The organism is Fusobacterium perfoetens (assembly GCF_021531475.1).
In the GTDB taxonomy this organism is placed as follows: domain Bacteria; phylum Fusobacteriota; class Fusobacteriia; order Fusobacteriales; family Fusobacteriaceae; genus Fusobacterium_B.
The window spans coordinates 1-16,081 of sequence record NZ_JADYTX010000023.1 but is presented as its reverse complement, the minus strand read 5'-3'; the positions used below and the strand labels follow the sequence as shown (position 1 = coordinate 16,081).

16 protein-coding genes are annotated in these 16,081 nt (G+C 28.3%); 2 read left to right on the top strand and 14 right to left on the bottom strand.

Features of this window, described 5'->3' with window-relative positions:
• Positions 1-3 precede the first annotated feature (3 nt).
• The 3 genes from selB to selD are packed head-to-tail and all read right to left on the bottom strand — an operon-like array spanning position 4 to position 4,156.
• Entirely contained in the window at positions 4-1,743 is a 1,740-nt protein-coding gene (gene selB / locus I6E15_RS06370) for a selenocysteine-specific translation elongation factor (RefSeq protein WP_235247032.1), read from the bottom strand.
• Entirely contained in the window at positions 1,740-3,149 is a 1,410-nt protein-coding gene (gene selA / locus I6E15_RS06365; protein WP_235247031.1) for an L-seryl-tRNA(Sec) selenium transferase, read from the bottom strand. Before selA ends, selB begins: the two co-directional genes overlap by 4 nt.
• A gap of 29 nt (positions 3,150-3,178) precedes the next feature.
• A complete protein-coding gene (selD, locus tag I6E15_RS06360) occupies positions 3,179-4,156 on the bottom strand; it encodes a selenide, water dikinase SelD (protein ID WP_235247047.1) in 978 nt (325 codons plus the stop codon).
• 781 nt (positions 4,157-4,937) lie between these two features.
• Between selD and I6E15_RS06355 the strand changes: the two genes are divergently transcribed.
• Positions 4,938-6,707, top strand: coding sequence for a hypothetical protein (locus I6E15_RS06355; RefSeq protein WP_235247030.1), 1,770 nt, complete (start codon positions 4,938-4,940; stop codon positions 6,705-6,707).
• A 105-nt stretch (positions 6,708-6,812) separates the two neighbouring features.
• Here I6E15_RS06355 and I6E15_RS06350 read toward each other — a convergent pair whose 3' ends face one another.
• The 3 genes from I6E15_RS06350 to kdsB form a co-directional block, all read right to left on the bottom strand.
• The gene (locus I6E15_RS06350) at positions 6,813-7,550 is read right to left on the bottom strand and encodes a potassium channel family protein (RefSeq protein WP_235247029.1); all 738 of its coding nucleotides are present in this window, start codon (positions 7,548-7,550) and stop codon (positions 6,813-6,815) included.
• 146 nt (positions 7,551-7,696) lie between these two features.
• Positions 7,697-9,217 carry a SpoIID/LytB domain-containing protein gene (locus I6E15_RS06345; protein WP_235247028.1) on the bottom strand — a complete coding sequence of 507 codons (1,521 nt, stop codon included), beginning with the start codon at positions 9,215-9,217 and terminating at the stop codon, positions 7,697-7,699.
• Between the two features lie 13 nt (positions 9,218-9,230).
• Positions 9,231-9,968: a 3-deoxy-manno-octulosonate cytidylyltransferase gene (gene kdsB / locus I6E15_RS06340; RefSeq protein WP_235247027.1), complete on the bottom strand. Its 738-nt coding sequence runs from the start codon at positions 9,966-9,968 to the stop codon at positions 9,231-9,233.
• A gap of 308 nt (positions 9,969-10,276) precedes the next feature.
• Between kdsB and I6E15_RS06335 the strand changes: the two genes are divergently transcribed.
• Positions 10,277-10,996 (top strand): NAD-dependent protein deacylase, encoded by a 720-nt coding sequence (locus I6E15_RS06335; RefSeq protein ID WP_235247026.1) that lies wholly within the window; start codon positions 10,277-10,279, stop codon positions 10,994-10,996.
• Positions 10,997-11,074: 78 nt separating this feature from the next.
• Here the strand turns inward: I6E15_RS06335 and I6E15_RS06330 are convergent, their stop codons facing one another.
• The 8 genes from I6E15_RS06330 to I6E15_RS06295 all read right to left on the bottom strand — a co-directional run bounded on the left by I6E15_RS06330 (position 11,075) and on the right by I6E15_RS06295 (position 15,857).
• Positions 11,075-11,431, bottom strand: coding sequence for a hypothetical protein (locus I6E15_RS06330; protein WP_235247025.1), 357 nt, complete (start codon positions 11,429-11,431; stop codon positions 11,075-11,077).
• A complete protein-coding gene (locus tag I6E15_RS06325; RefSeq protein ID WP_235247024.1) occupies positions 11,428-11,775 on the bottom strand; it encodes a hypothetical protein in 348 nt (115 codons plus the stop codon). The genes I6E15_RS06330 and I6E15_RS06325 overlap by 4 nt, the downstream gene beginning before the upstream one ends.
• 15 nt (positions 11,776-11,790) lie before the next feature.
• Positions 11,791-12,195, bottom strand: a complete 405-nt coding sequence (locus I6E15_RS06320; RefSeq protein WP_235247023.1) for a D-Ala-D-Ala carboxypeptidase family metallohydrolase — start codon at positions 12,193-12,195, stop codon at positions 11,791-11,793.
• Between the two features lie 45 nt (positions 12,196-12,240).
• Positions 12,241-12,972: a hypothetical protein gene (locus I6E15_RS06315; protein ID WP_235247022.1), complete on the bottom strand. Its 732-nt coding sequence runs from the start codon at positions 12,970-12,972 to the stop codon at positions 12,241-12,243.
• A gap of 85 nt (positions 12,973-13,057) precedes the next feature.
• Positions 13,058-14,158 (bottom strand): hypothetical protein, encoded by a 1,101-nt coding sequence (locus I6E15_RS06310; RefSeq protein ID WP_235247021.1) that lies wholly within the window; start codon positions 14,156-14,158, stop codon positions 13,058-13,060.
• A gap of 14 nt (positions 14,159-14,172) precedes the next feature.
• A complete protein-coding gene (locus I6E15_RS06305) occupies positions 14,173-14,976 on the bottom strand; it encodes a hypothetical protein (protein ID WP_235247020.1) in 804 nt (267 codons plus the stop codon).
• A gap of 87 nt (positions 14,977-15,063) precedes the next feature.
• Positions 15,064-15,534, bottom strand: coding sequence for a hypothetical protein (locus I6E15_RS06300; protein ID WP_235247019.1), 471 nt, complete (start codon positions 15,532-15,534; stop codon positions 15,064-15,066).
• A complete protein-coding gene (locus I6E15_RS06295; RefSeq protein ID WP_235247018.1) occupies positions 15,534-15,857 on the bottom strand; it encodes a hypothetical protein in 324 nt (107 codons plus the stop codon). The genes I6E15_RS06300 and I6E15_RS06295 overlap by 1 nt, the downstream gene beginning before the upstream one ends.
• Positions 15,858-16,081 lie beyond the last annotated feature (224 nt).

Here is a 16,081-nt window from a genome sequence, read left to right as displayed (position 1 = left end):
TCCTTAAAATCCCTCTCTAAGAAATCTTGTATTTTCTCTATTGATTAAAAATTTTATTTTTTCTAGCTTATTTATTATGCTTATGGCACTTTGACGGTTTGTGTCGAGAAGTTCTCTAAATCCCCCAAGAGTGATACCATTTTTTCTATTATCCTCTTGTGAGAAATAGTCTACAAGCCTTTTTTGTGCCTCTTTAAAAAATCCTGATAAAATATATCTGTCCTCTTCTAAATATACTATCATTTGATTTTCTACCATAAATCTGTGGATTTTCTCTATCTCTTTTTTAGGATAAAAATCCCCTAGCATATTTTCTATTATCTCATATTTTACCATATAAAATCCAGAATTTTTATAAATTTTAAAAATTTTTTCTTTTAAATCTTTCTGCTCCTTAGTAAGTTTTACCTTAAAATCATACAGAGATACAGTGTTATTTTCTATCTTTATAAGGTTTTCTTTTGATAAATCTTCCAAAATATCCCCTATGTCAGTTGAGAGTATCTTTTCTAGCTCCAAAGGTTTTATACCTTTTTTTAAAGGGTTATCTGTATGAAAAGTTTTTAATTGTTCTATAAGCTTTTCTTTTAGATTTTCCCTATCTTTTTTGTCAAAGTCTTTGTTATCAAAAATATCTTTTAATCTATCAATATAGATTTGGTAATTACTATTTTTCTTTGATATTTTCTGCCCTTTGGTATCTAGGATTTTTATACCACCAAGTGTAACAATAGGCGAATAACTTCTAATTATTCCCAGTTGATTTTTAAAAGAAAAAACCTCTTTTTCCAAGACAACTTGCCCTATATATCCATTTTTATATTTATCAAAAAGTAAAATCTTTCCGATAACTTCGTCAGTTCCTAGATAAATTCTTATTTTTTGATTGTTTTTAATTGTTTTGTTTTCTAAGGAAGTTAAAAATATATCAATCCTATCACTAGAAATCAAACTATCATCAGAATATAAAAAATCCCCTCTTTTTATCTCTTTGTAATCAACGCCTCCAAGATTTAAAGCTCCACGGCAGTTTTCCTCCAAAGTTTCTAATCTGTTTCCAAAGTTTTCTATTGATTTTATCTTAAGTTTTTTTCTAGCTGGGTATAGGTAGATATTATCTCCTAAGTTTATTTTGCCAGATGAAACGCTACCAGTAACAACAGCTCCTACACCTTTAATAGTGAAACTTCTATCAATATACATTAAGAAATCTTTATTTTGATTTTCTAATTGTAACTTAGATATATCTTCCAAAAGTTTTATTTTTAATCTATCAAAGCTCTCTATATCTTTTATAGAGGTTTCCAAAATATCAAAATTTTCTAAAAAACTTCCCTTAAACCTCTCCTTTATCTGAGATTTTAACTCCGATATTTTTTCTTTACTTACTAAATCAGTCTTAGTGAGGATTATCATTCCAGACTTTATCCCTAAAAGTTTTAAGATTTCAAAATGTTCAACAGTCTGTGGCATAATTCCGTCATCTGAGGCTATAAGAAATAATACATAATTTATCCCAGATACACCACTTAACATATTTTTTATAAACTTTTGATGTCCCGGTACATCAACAATCCCTATATTTATATCGTTCTCTCTTATGTAAGAAAATCCTATATCAATAGTCATCTCTCGCTCTTTTTCTTGGGGAAGTCTATCTGTATCAATACCAGTTAGATATTTTATAAGGGTAGTCTTGCCGTGGTCAATATGCCCAGCTGTTCCGATAATTATATTTTTCATTTTATCCCTCTTTCCAAAAATACCCTCTCTATATTCTCCGAAAGCTCCTCTATATCATCATCAAATATAGTTTTCATATCTATAAAGAAACGATTTTTTTCAATTCTACCTATGATAGATACAGGATTTTTTCTAAAATATTCTTCCAGTCTATTTGGAGAAATATCCCCCTTAAACTCTATACCAAAACTCTCTATCTCCTCCTCAGGCATACTTCCACCACCGATTGTGGCTTTAGTAGGTATTACACTGTGAGAGATATTTTTATTATTTAAAAGCTTTGAAAGTTTGTAGGCTTTCTTTTCTACATCTTTTTTATCTTCTGTAATCATTCTAAGGGTAGGGATATTTTTTACAGCCTCTTTTTCATCAAGATAAGCCCTAAAAATATTTTCCAAAATAGCGATAGTTATTTTATCCACCCTTATAGTTCTTAAAAATTGATTTTTCTTAAGCCTATCAATCAGATGTTTTTTCCCAACAATTATCCCAGCTTGGCAACCACCTAAAAGCTTGTCTCCACTAAACATCACAAGACTAGCTCCACACTCTAGGCTTTTCTTTATAGTTGGCTCTTGAATAACCCCATATTTTGTAAACTCAATAAGGTTACCGCTACCTAAATCCTCTATTACCAAAAGATTTTTTTTCTTCCCAAGCTCCACCAAATCAGCTAGTGGTACATCTTTTGTAAAACCTTTTATCTTATAATTAGATGTGTGGACTTTTAACAAAACTCCGCTTGTTTCATCAATGGCACTTTCATAATCTTCCAAGTGAGTTCTATTAGTTGTACCTACTTCCAAAAGTCTAGCCCCAGAAAATTTTATAATCTCTGGCACTCTAAAACTTCCGCCAATCTCCACAAGCTCCCCTCTTGAGATAATAGCATTCTTCCCTTGAGAAAACTCGTTTAGTGTCAAAAGTACAGCTCCAGCATTGTTATTTACCACCAAAGCCCCCTCACACTGTGTAACTTTACAAATAAGTTTTTCAAGGTTTTCGTAGCGACTGCCCCTCTCCCCTCTTTCGATATTGTATTCGAGATTTGTATAAGATGAGAGAATGTCAGAAATATTTTTAGCTATTTTTTTAGAGAAAACACTTCTTCCAAGGTTTGTGTGGATAATAGTTCCAGTTCCATTAAAAACCTTTTGAAGTCTTTTTCTTTTTTCCTTTTGGATAAGTTCTATAATAGATTTTTTAATACTAACCAAAAGATTATTAGATAGTTTTTCTAAATCTTTATCATTCGAATTTTTGATATTTTCTCTAAAACTTTCTAGAACATTTTTTATACACCACAAAAAAGTGTAGTAGTCTACACTTTCTTTGATATTTTGTAAATCTTTATCTTTAAGCAGAATATCCACCTTTGGCAGACTTCTAAGCAATCTTTCTTTCATAGTTCTCCTTGCATCAAAAAGGATAAAACCTATCTTACTATTATGCTAAACTCCCCTTTTTTCTCTACACTTCCAACGATTGCAGATTTTATCTCCAAACCACTTAATTCTTCCATAACATAAGTTATATACTCCACTGGTACAGAGAATAAAAGTCCTCCTGATGTCTGAGGGTCAAATAAAATCTCCTCTATCTCGAAAGGGATATTTTCAAACTTTACCTTTCCTTCTAAAGATTTTCTATTTCTTTGACCACTACCAGTGATGTAGAAATCCTTTGCAAACTCCTTAGCACCACTTAGATATGGTACGTACTGGCTTTCGATAATAAAAGTTTTTTCTGAAGAGCTAGCCATTTCGTAAAGGTGTCCTAAAAATCCAAAACCTGTAATATCTGTACAAGCTGTTACAGGATATTTTGTGATTATCTCCCCAGCATATTTGTTAAGAGTGGTCATATTTTTTATAACCTCTTTCATCTGTTCATCAGTTAGTTCCCCCATTTTTGAGGCTGTTGTCAAAATCCCAGTCCCCAAAGGTTTAGTAAGGACTAATATATCTCCCTCACAAGAGCCGTGATTTTTTAGAATTTTTTTGGGAGAACAAACCCCAGTTACAGAAAGTCCATATTTTATCTCTTGGTCATAGATAGAGTGTCCACCACTTAGGACTGCTCCTGACTCAAGGATTTTCTCAGCTCCTCCCCTTAGTATCTCTTTTAAAATATTTACATCTTCTCTTTCTGGAAAACAAACTATATTCATAGCTGTAATAGGTTTTCCACCCATAGCATAAACATCACTTAGAGAGTTAGCCGCCGCTATCTGTCCAAAAATATATGGGTCATCAACCATTGGAGTGAAAAAATCTAAAGTTTGGATAATAGCTTTGTCATCTGAAATTTGATACACACTTGCATCATCAGACTTTTCGTAGCCAACTAATAAATTTTTATCCTCTTTTACTGGTATAGTTTCTAATATATTTGAAAGAGCCTCTGGCCCTATTTTACTAGCTCAGCCACCTATGGAACATCTATTTAAAAGTTTTTTCATATTATTCCTCCAATTTTTTTATTTATATGTTATTATATCATCTTTTTTTTATTTTTTAAAGGATTGAAATTAATTTGGGAGTTGTTATTTATAGAAAAATTTTATCAGAACAATAGGGATAATATTGATTAAATATTTTAGATTTTTCTATATTTTTTAGGAGAAATAAACAAAAAAAGGAAAGAATTATTTTTTAATAAAATATTTTTTAGACAGTTTTATTGAAAAAAATCTCTTTTGTGTTATACTTTGATTAGGAGATACTTTTTCAGTCAGTTGATTTTTCTTAAAATAATTGACCAAAAAGGTGTGGAGTAAAGGAGAGTAAGAAAATCACGCTCGTTAGCTAACAAAAAATACAAAAAACTTGTATAAGAATATAGTACATTGGAAAATAAAAAAATAAAATGACGAACAGCAGAGCAAATTTTGCTCATATGATAAAATGAAGAAAAGATTGAAAATAAGTATAAGTAGCTATTAAGAAACATATCCATTTAAAACAAGGGTTAAAACATATTTTACAAGTGTACAAAAAAGTACGTTTGTAAAATTAAAAATATTATCTAAATAATAATCTTAAATAAAATCTCTAAGTTTTCTTAGGGATTTTTTTTGTAATTAAAAATAAAAAAAGGTAATTATAAAATGTTAATATTCAGTATATATTTATAAGTTCCGTTGACATTTCTTAAAAAAAGAGGTATATTTATATTAGAAAAAAGGAGATATTATGAATAGAAATGATATAAAAAAAATTATAAAAGAACATTTTATTAAAAACCAAATTTCAGAAAATCAAGTAGAATTATTTACTAAATATCATCTTAATGAAAAAATAGGAGAAAATGAAAAAATTCAGCTTATTGATAATTATAATAATATTATAAAAAACAATAAACAGATTTTATCTCAAAAGATAGATACTGATAAAATTAAAACTTTAATAATGTTTTTAAGTATTTCTCCTATAAAAAATAAAAATGAAATAGAAAATATTCTTGATGAAAATATATTAAATAAAAATTTAAAGGTTTTTGAAAATATCCAAGAATTTATAATTATTTATTCATCTGAAAGTAAACAGTATTTTGAATTATTGGAAAAAGAATATGTTGGAATTAACTTTACACCTATTCTAGCTGATTTTTCTAATGGATATAACGATATAGAAAGAAAAGTAAAATATATATTAAAAGATAGAGATATAACTAAGGAAAATACAATAATAGATCTGACATTAGGAATGAAATATGTTTCTATATTTTTTTATAAATTAGCTGTAGAAAATGATATATATGCTATAAATTGGTATACAGAGCAGTTGATTGCTTATGAAAAAAATGGTGACAAAGACGAATACTCTATCCCAAATAATAAATTTTTTAAAAGATTACCTTTTACCACAAGATTAAAAATTATGATAGAACCTAGAAAAGAAAATTCTAGAATCTATTCTCAAATAAATACAGGTATAAAAGAGTATAATTTTTCTTTAGTTGAAAATCTTTATGAAAAAGTTGGAAATAAAAATATGAAAATTTTCTTTAGAGAGTTAAAGAAACTGTACTCTTTTGAAAATATGATAACTTTAGATAGAGATAATTTTTATAACTCCTTAGAAGATTTTTTTAGAGAATTAACTGACAACATTACAAAAGATATTATTATTCAAGGTAAAATAAAGAAGTTTTTGGAATATATGTTCGCTTTGATCTATTATGAGGAAAATAATGAAGAGGAAGAAGAACTTGAACCAAGAAACTTTTCTTGGAAAACAAAGTTTTTAAAACTATTCTCTTTTGATGAAAAGTCTATTGCTGATAAAGCATCTTATCTATTCTTTGAAAGAGATAAAATATATTTTTATCTAGTTTTGGAGTTTTTTAAAAATAATAAAAGAGAGGATTTTTATTCCTATGATAGATTTTTATTAAAAATGATTTCTTCTATTTTAAGAGAACTTGATGAACCTGATATTCCAAAAGAAAAGTTATTAAAGAATTCTAAAATGATATTTGATATAAATATTGATGAAGAACTTGAAAATATAGATACTAAAAACATTCTTACAGAAAATATCAAAGGTGATTTTTATTTTAAAAATAATATACTATATATAGAAAAATTTGGCTTATCTATAAATGTAAAAGAATATTCAGAACTAGATTTTATTTGGAAAAAAGGATTTAAACTTTTATTAGAGCTTTTAGAAATTCCAGATGAAGAGATAAATGGAAAAATTCTCTATGGTAAATTGACAAATCTTTCAAAAAAAGCTGATTATCTTGAAGATGAAAAAGAAAAAGGACGTTTTAGAAAAAATTTAACCACATTAAAGAATAAAATAAAAGACTTCAATCAAAATATAAAAGAGATTGCTAAAAAAGATAATATTATTTTACCAGATATTATTATTTATCAAAAGGATACTTATAAAACAACAGAGGTTGATTTTCAACATTCTATAAAAATAAATCCTGAAATATATAATCTTATATAAATATATTTTAAAGAAATTAAATAAAAAAGATTGCATTAAAATAAGTTTACACAAAAAAGGTTTCAATAGATAGAAAGCTATCGAAAAATCGATAACTTTCTATTTTTATTTTTTATCAGTCGTTAAAATACCAGAACCTATAACAAGTCCCAAGATAACATTTGTTAAGATAATCCCCATCATAATCTCCATAACCACTAAGAAATGTCCAATAGGTGTTATTGGATAAATATCTCCGTAACCAACAGTAGCAATGGTTATAAAGCTAAAATAGATATGTTGTAGATAAAAATGGAATGTTGGCACAGCCTGATTAACTCCATTGAATACTGGCTCTTTACTAAACAGACTAAGCAAAGTATATATTAATCCAAAACTTATGGCAATTGTCATATAAGTTGTAATTACTATTCCTATATCCCTTGCAACAATTTTTCTTCTTCTTTTAAAGAAATCAATCACTACATATTTTAACAAAATTATATGGGATATTATCAAAAGAAGTACATTGAAAATAGATAAGAATTGGAAAATATATTGAATATTTCTATTATTTTCATCTAACTCCAAAGAAAAATCAATAAATGGTACAAGTAAAAGATAGTATAATATTAATAGAGTGGCTTTTCCCGGACCATCTTTAAATAAAAAGTTCTTTTGTTTTATAAAAACAAGTGGCAGTATATCAAAAAATATCTTGGTAGCTGTCAAAAGGATTTTCTCTATCTCTAGATGATACTCTACAAAAAGATGTACCCCAAATGATAAAATAAGTGATAAAATCACAGCTATTCCAGAAATTTTAAAGAAATATATTATTTGATTTTTTTGGTAAATTTGCATAATTTCTCCTAAACTACATAAAAATTTAACTCTAACAATTATATGTTATATAAATTTTTCTAAAAAGTCAATAGAATTTAAAATTAATATAGTATAGCAAAAAAAATCAAAGTAGAACTTTAATATCCCACTTTGATTTTTTATTTTTACCACACTGTTATTGCTGATGCTCCCATTCCACAACTAGTAGAATAATATTTTGCATCTATTGGTTTACCATCATAAAGCATAACTTGTCCATAAGTTTTCTTGATAGCCTCTCTTGTTTCTGGATTTTCATTTGTATTATTATAGACTTGTGACATTGTGTTATCCATCACATGAAATCCTTGATTTTTGTATCTACCTTTTATATAATCACTTAGAGCATAAGTTCTCGCTGCCACAGCTTGAGCTTTTAATGCCTCTACACCAAAACTTCTAGGCATCTCACTAGGCACTACTTGTAATAAATAATCTTCTATAAATACTTCGTTTACAAGATTTAATCTACTTCCACTGTTTGAAGAAACTTTTATTAAAAGACTTCCTCTATAAGTAGGTGTACTTGTATGAGCTCTTCTCAGACCAGATATTGCAAATTTATTATTAGAACTTTTTAATATAACTTTTTCTTTTGTTGTGGCTCTTTTCTTTCCGTTTACATAAATAGTCAACTTATTAGAATTAGGTACTATTTTAAGTTTATCTCCTTTTTGAAGTTTTATTCTAAACCAACTATTGCTAAGTTCTGACTTTGCCAAAATATTTATATTTACATTTTGATGTTCAAGACTAGACATACCATTTGTAGTAAGTCCTACTTTTATAGTTTTCCCAATGCTAGAAAGTGAATACATATTTTTTAATTTTACATTTCTATAATAAAATTCTAAAACATCTTTATAATCTTTTCCGTGGTTTTTAGTCAAGTCGTAAGCACCATATTGGCTCATTCCCACTCCGTGACCAAATCCACCACCGAAGATTATATATTTTCCTCCTCTTTTCTCTATTGAGAAAAATCCAGAAGGTAACAAGCTCGGATTTAATTTAGTAGCCTTATATTTCTCTCCGCTTTTTGCAAGTTTTACCTCAGTGTTTGTTCCTGTATTTGATTTAGAAAGTCCCAAAACTTTTCTTATAGTATACTCACCTTTTAAAAGATATTCTCCATTACTTCCTTTAATCAAAAGATAAGTGATAACTCCAGATTTTCCTCTCTCTAAGACCACAATATCTTTTAGCCTACCTACAGGATTTCTTTTTATAGGTTTTCTGACCCATTTTCCATTCTCCAGTGTAAAAGCAAAAGATGAACTTGTACTTCTCAGAGTTTTATTTATAGAGTCTGAATAATCAGATGAGTCTATTTCAAAAGTCCATCTCCAATAGTTTGAATTATCTCCATAACCTTTTTCATTTAAACTTTTAAAAAATCTTAAGAAATCATTTTCGTTTTTTCCAATAAATCTTCCATTATTTAGATGACTTGTATCTTCTAAATATGGGTGTGAATTACTATAGGAAATATTTGGTTTTGGATAACCATATCTTGAAAAATATGAAATTCTTCCCTTTGTATAATCCCCTTGATAATTAGGATTATAGCTACTAGTATTTCTACAACCATTAAAAATAAAAACTGTTATCCCTAAAAATAATGCCACTAAATATTTTTTTATCATCAATTTCTCCTAGTTACAAAGATAAGCCATTACTTTTTATATATTCTCTTACTTTTTCAAGCTCCTCAGCTGTATCAACACCTATTATTTTGTGAGGAGTTTCTAAAACTTTTATCTTATATCCATTTTCTAAGACTCTTAGTTGTTCTAAAGACTCTGATACTTCTAATGGAGTTTGATCCCATTTAGAATATTCGATTACAAATTCTCTTTTATATCCATATATTCCAACGTGTTTGTAATAAATATCCTTATTCTCTTTTCTAGGATATGGTATCACTGATCTTGAAAAATAGATAGCATAATCATTTTTATCAGTTATTACTTTTACACTATTTGGATTTTGAATATCTTCCATAGAGTCTAATTTATATTTTAAAGTTCCCATTTTTAAATCTGGTTCTTTTTTAAATGCCTCAACTAAAGAGTTTATCATATCAACTTCGATTAAAGGCTCATCTCCTTGGATATTTATTATTACATCATAGTCTTTTATTTTTTCACAAACCTCTGCTATTCTACTTGTACCATTTGGGTGGTCTTCTCTTGTCATAACAACTTTTCCACCAAATCTTACAACCTCGTCATATATTCTTTTATCATCAGTAGCCACTACTACTTCATCTAGGTTTGATTTTTTAACTCTTTTATACACCCATTCAATCATAGTATGCCCACATATATCTTTTAAAGGTTTTCCCTCTAATCTACTTGACCCATAACGAGCTGGTATAACTCCTAAAAATCTCATAACTCCATCTCCTTTTTTTGTTTTTATTCTTCATAAATTGTATCATATTTTCCTTCTTTTTTTAATATATTTCTAATTTTTTATTAAAAAAACTTACTTTGATAATTTTCCAAAAATATAGTATAATCTAGGTAGAACTTATCATAATAATCAGATTATTGGAGGTTTTTTTATGGAAAATGCAAAAAAATTAGCTGAGATTATAAAGAATAGTAGTTATGTTGTGGCTTTTACTGGAGCAGGAGCATCAACTGAAACTATGTCCTTTATCCTGTAATTATATAAATATTATGTGAGGAGTGATTTTTATGGATGATAAAATAAAAAAATTGGCTGACCTTATAAAAACTAGTGAATATGTTGTTTTCTTCGGGGGAGCTGGCACATCGACAGATTCTGGACTTTTGGATTTCAGAGGAAGAAATGGTTTATATAATCAAAGAAACTACATGGGATATGAGCCTGAAGAGATTTTAAGTATTGACTTCTTCCTTAGTCACACAGATATTTTTAATAAATATATTGAAGAAAAGCTAATGATTAATGATGTTAAACCAAATGCTGGTCATATAGCTTTAGCTGAGCTTGAAAAAATGGGAAAAGTTAAAGCTGTTATCACTCAAAATATAGATAATCTTCATCAAGAGGGAGGAAGTAAAAAAGTCCTTGAACTTCACGGTACTTTAAAAGATTGGTATTGTTTAAAATGTGGTAAAAGAGCTGACAGAAGATTTGATTGTGAATGTGGAGGAGTTGTTAGACCTCGTGTTACTCTTTATGGAGAGATGCTTGATGAGAAAGTTACCGACGCTGCTATATCTGAGATAAAAAAAGCTGATACTTTAATAATTGCAGGTACAAGTCTTACAGTTTATCCTGCTGCTTATTATATCAGTTATTTTAGAGGAAAAAATCTTGTGATTATAAACGAAACTCCTACATCTCAAGATGAAAGAGCAAACCTTGTAATTAGAACAGGATTTGCAAATACTATGACTGAAATGATGAAAATTTTAAAAAATAAGTAAGAAAAAATCTTATTTTACGTTATTATATAATTATAAAAGAAAAAATAACAGGGGGGTAAAACCTCTGTTATTTTTATTTTATTGGTAATATTTACTTTTAATCTTCAAGTACTTTATGTTGTTTAGCTGTTCACTTGTCAATGAGATTTCACTTTCATATTGAAGTAATTTTCTCATTAACAGTCGATCTATATTATTTGTCTGATTCAATTGATGTTCAGCTAAATAAATATCAGAGTTGATAGAAATTTCAAGGAACTTATTGTGCTCCTCCAACAAGGGGATAGCTTTAACAATAGATTTTACAGTTTTATTTAAACTATAAATTCCGTGATATATCCCTAACAAGACACCTATTACAGCACTAGTAGCAGTAATTATAGCTACTACACTTTTACTAATATTTTCTATCTTTTGTAGCAATCTCATTATCATTTATTTTTCCCCCCAGTAACACTATCAACAGCTTTTTTTCCAAATAAGAAAGCTACAAACCATTTACAAAACTCTATCATTCTATCATCAATGTGAATGATTGGAGCTTCTCTCCCAAAAATACTAAAAATAAAATCACTTAAAAAACACAATATAAACATTCCCAACAATGCTAATAGAAAAGCAGGAAGGACAAAAGGAATACATTTATTTATTTTTTCTAAATAATCGCCTTTGGTCTTTAGTTCCTCTATACTTAGCTTTCTTAATTCTATTTCAGCTTGAACTTGTGAAGTTTTGTCAGGAATAAATTTGTTGATAATTTTCAAGACCTCATCAATCATAAACATCAACTCCTTTTACTTCTCAAAGAATTGTTGACGAGGAATTTCTTTAGAGAAGCCAAAATGAATAAAGCCTTTTTTCTTATATAATATACATTGATCCACCATACTTGCATATTTACTATCCCTTAATTTTTCCCAACATTTTCTTAAATTTAAACCTTTTGGTATTCCATCAACAGCTAGTCCTTCAAGATGTTTTGAATTATATACTCCTCCTACTTTTTTATTTAACTCTTTACATCTAAAACCTGAGTTAACTACAATAGGAACTCCTAAAAACTCACGAATGATATTCATTTGAGGAATTGTAATTTTTTCTAAATTGTGCATTTCTTTTATTCCTGGAGTATTAATTATTCCATTTTTTCTTGCTACATCAGACCGACAAAGTTCTGATACTGTAAAATAATTTTTCATCATAAACCTCCTTTAAAAATTATTTTTTATAGTTGTTAATTTCCCTTAAACACTTTCTTTAAAACATTTAACAGTGGATAACTCATCTATTTTTTCAATAAAATCTTGTTTTTCTAATAAAATATTAGGTTGAGTTGCTTTTAATTGAGCTTCAATTATAAATACAGCTTGTACAAATGTCGCTCCATCTATTCTTAGTTTTTTTAGTTCATCTAAAGACATTTCAACTACATCATGATCATTAAAACTCCAGTGGGTTACTGGAGTAGTTGCAAAAGGTTGAGCATCTTCATTGGCTGCTATTGCATTACCTAAAAGAGCTAAATCCTTTTCTCTACATTTTTGTTGGTGACTGTTAAAATCAAAACCTACTTCAAGAATTTCAGCTTTAAATTTATTAATTTGTGAGTAATAAAAATCTTTTATTTCTTCTTCTGTTGCTCCCTCTTTCCATATGTGAGTTATTTTATCCCATTCTTTTTTTAATAAATTTTCAGGAGCAGGAACTACCTTTATAATTCCATTTTCAAAAACTTCTCCATCTTGCAATAGTTCTGTTTCTCCTTCTGCAATTCTTTCTTCTCTAGTTTTTTCTCTGATGATACCTTCTATTAAAACTGGATGTTCAAATAAATTGTCACTAGCATACATATTTTCTGTATTCCAGTTAGGATAACACCCTTTTGGATTTACTTTGAACTCCTCTAATGTATAATTTAGTGTGTCTAATAATTTAACCTCTCCTTGTATATTATAGATATAAGTAAATGTTGACATTTTTTTCCTCCTTTTTTTTGTTGAAATTTTAATTTTTTTTGCTTAAAAATTTTAAACAGATTTTATAATTGTGCAAATTTCTTAATTACGATATTTTTTCAATAGTACAATATGCTGTTCCCTCTAACCATCCATTACTTGTAGTGTATTGTATTTTTAAAGAATCATTTTTATTAAATGATAGAACTCTTTGTACTACAGAAGTGTTCCAACCCCAATGATCTGAATGGAATGTATTTTGATATTTAATGTTATTATTATTTAAGATTTTTAGATTGCAATCAGCACCATTTTCTCCTGATGCTCGTACAGTAAAAAACAAAGTTATTAAAAAAGTACCAGGTACATTAAAAATAATTTCAGAACTTTTAAAAGTACAGATATTTTTATAGTTGTATATGTTATCTATGTTTAAAAAAATATTTCCAGAAGCTGGGGTTGAAGTAAAAGAAATAATATTTCCAGTTAGATTTCTTAATTGGGCAGAATTTGCTTTATTACTGATATCTTCAAAATATGTTGTTGAATTTGTTGTAGATGTTGTTTGAGAATGGCATCTAAACATTCCTTTTTTATTTCTATCGAAATAAATCTTATCTACATATTTTGTACCAGAATCATTTAAAAATAAAAGAGCAGTATCAAAATTTAGTCCACTATTATTTTCAATAAGGTCATATAGTCCTTTAGCATCTATAATTTTTGCAGGTAAACTTCCTTTATTTAATTTTCCATTCCAAGCAGCTTTCTCTGTGTCTGTAACATATCTATGGGAACTATCTTGAGCTATCTGTGTTGCTGTATGTGAGTGAGTTGAATTAGCTTTACCGTTTAATTTAGTGTCTGTTTCAGATTTTGTATAAGCCCCAACTCCTCCAGCAGTAATATTTATACTTTTAGCTGAACTACCATCATAAGCTCCTTGACTTGTTCCATTAAGACTTATTGTTAATGCACTAGGATTTTTTAATGAAACTGGAAAATCTGTTATTTCAGATTTTGTGTGTTTATGACCTGTTTGCGATTTCTTTTTTAGTTCTCCATTATAAAAGCCCATAAGGGCAGCCACAAGGGCATCAATTCCCTCGTAGCTTACTAATTCTTTTCCTGTTGCTTTTTCTACCATAGTTACAATTTCATCGTCAGACATATTTCTTAATTTTTTTAAACTTTCTTTGAAATTCATAAGAATATTCCCTCCTATGCTTTGTATTTATTAATTATTGATCTTGCATCTTCTATTGATAAATATACAAATTTTCCTTCAAGAGTTGCTATTTTTCCACCATTTGAATTTGCTTTAGCTAAAGCACTATCTGCTGTTGATTTTACATTAGGTAAATCTGTGGCTGTTTTATTCCATTTATCTCTTTCTCCAGTTTGAACAGTTCTAGCATCATCAATTCCAATAACACCGTCGCCACCGATTGTTACAGCATTTCCAGCTTTAGCTCTAACTCCTCCTAGTCTATCTGTTGTAGCTGGTTGAAGTGTATAGTTATTTAAACCATCTAGTTTCTTTTTGTCATCTTTAGACATTAAACCGTCAGTATCATGAGTTGCAACACCAGGAACAAATAACTCTCCGATAGTTTGCCACGCATTTGTTGGTTCTCCTTCATAGATTAATAAAGTGTTTTTTGGATAAGTAGGTTCTTTGATAACAATTACAAAATCCCCTTCTTTAGGTTGAGTTATTTTAGCTCTTAGAGCTTCTAATGTATCAAATACACCTTTCCAAGCAAGACCACTTGCAAAAGTGGCTACAGCTGCATTTAACTCTTCTTTAGTAACTTTTTTATCCCATTCAGTTTGTTTAGCTTTTGTAGGTATAGCTTTTGTAGTTCCATCTGTTATTACATCTGCATTGTGAGTATGATCTCCTGCTGCTTTTTTCTTCATTTCTTCAAAAACTACTTTAAGAGTTTCATCATAAACCTCTTCTGTTATTAATTTTTTCTCCAAAGCTGCCGCCACTGTCATTATTAATTCTTCATTTGTCATTTCACATCGTCTCCTTTATTTTCTATATTTTTCTATTATTTTTTTAGCTTCTTCTAATGTTAAAATTTTTGTTTCAAAATCATTTTTTTAATTATCTGCATAATCTTTTAATTCTTGCTTTGAGTTTTTTAAAATTTCATATAACTCATCAACTACGTCTTGTACATATTCTTTCTCATTGCCTGGAAGCAATGGTTCTAAAAATTCCCAATCTTTTTTCTCTACTACATGAAAATACACCTCCTGTACACTACCTAATATTTTAGTTTTTTCTTGGTTTTTCAAAATTAATCTACAATAAACTTTTCCAAAACCTTGAAATATTTCATTAGGAATCTTAATATCAACACTAGATCCTATTACTTCTCTTTCTACGACATAAGGCTCTGTTGGATTATTAGAACTACAAAATACAGCTCTTATATTACCCTTAAAATTTGTTTCTAAACTTCTTAAAACAACCTTAAGATTACCAACTCCAAAGTCTCCTTGTAGAAAGAATATAGGAGAAAAATTAGCATTTCTTAAAATATCCCAACTTACTAACATCTCTTTCATTAAACATCACCAATTCCCTTATATTTATCTACAAGAGCAACTAGTTTTTGAGAACTACAGACTAATACATCTATTGTTCCATCTTCTAAAATTATTAAATTTTCCCCTATTTTAACTATTCCTGCCTTATTTTTTGTTGCTAATTCTTTAGAGGATATCTCAATATCTTTCATAATCTTGTCTATTTTTACAAATGACCTTGAAAACTTTCTAAAGTCAGCAGGATTTTTTAAACTTAAAATTTCTAAGGAATAATTTTTTGTTAGAACATCATCAACAGCTGTATCTAAAGCATTTAAGTTTTCATTAGTTATTATGCTCATTCATTTTTTCGCCCCCTTCTATTTTTAAGTTATAAAAAGCTGGACTAAATTCAGTAATATGTCTTTCAAATTCTCTCAAGCTTGTAAGATTATTGAGATTGCTATTTATTTTTAAAATTATTGTCTTATTACTCTTATCATTGATATGATATGATACCCATAAAGGACACATATATATTATCAACAAATTAAAAAATATAAGAAAGTTGGTAATGTATGTCTAA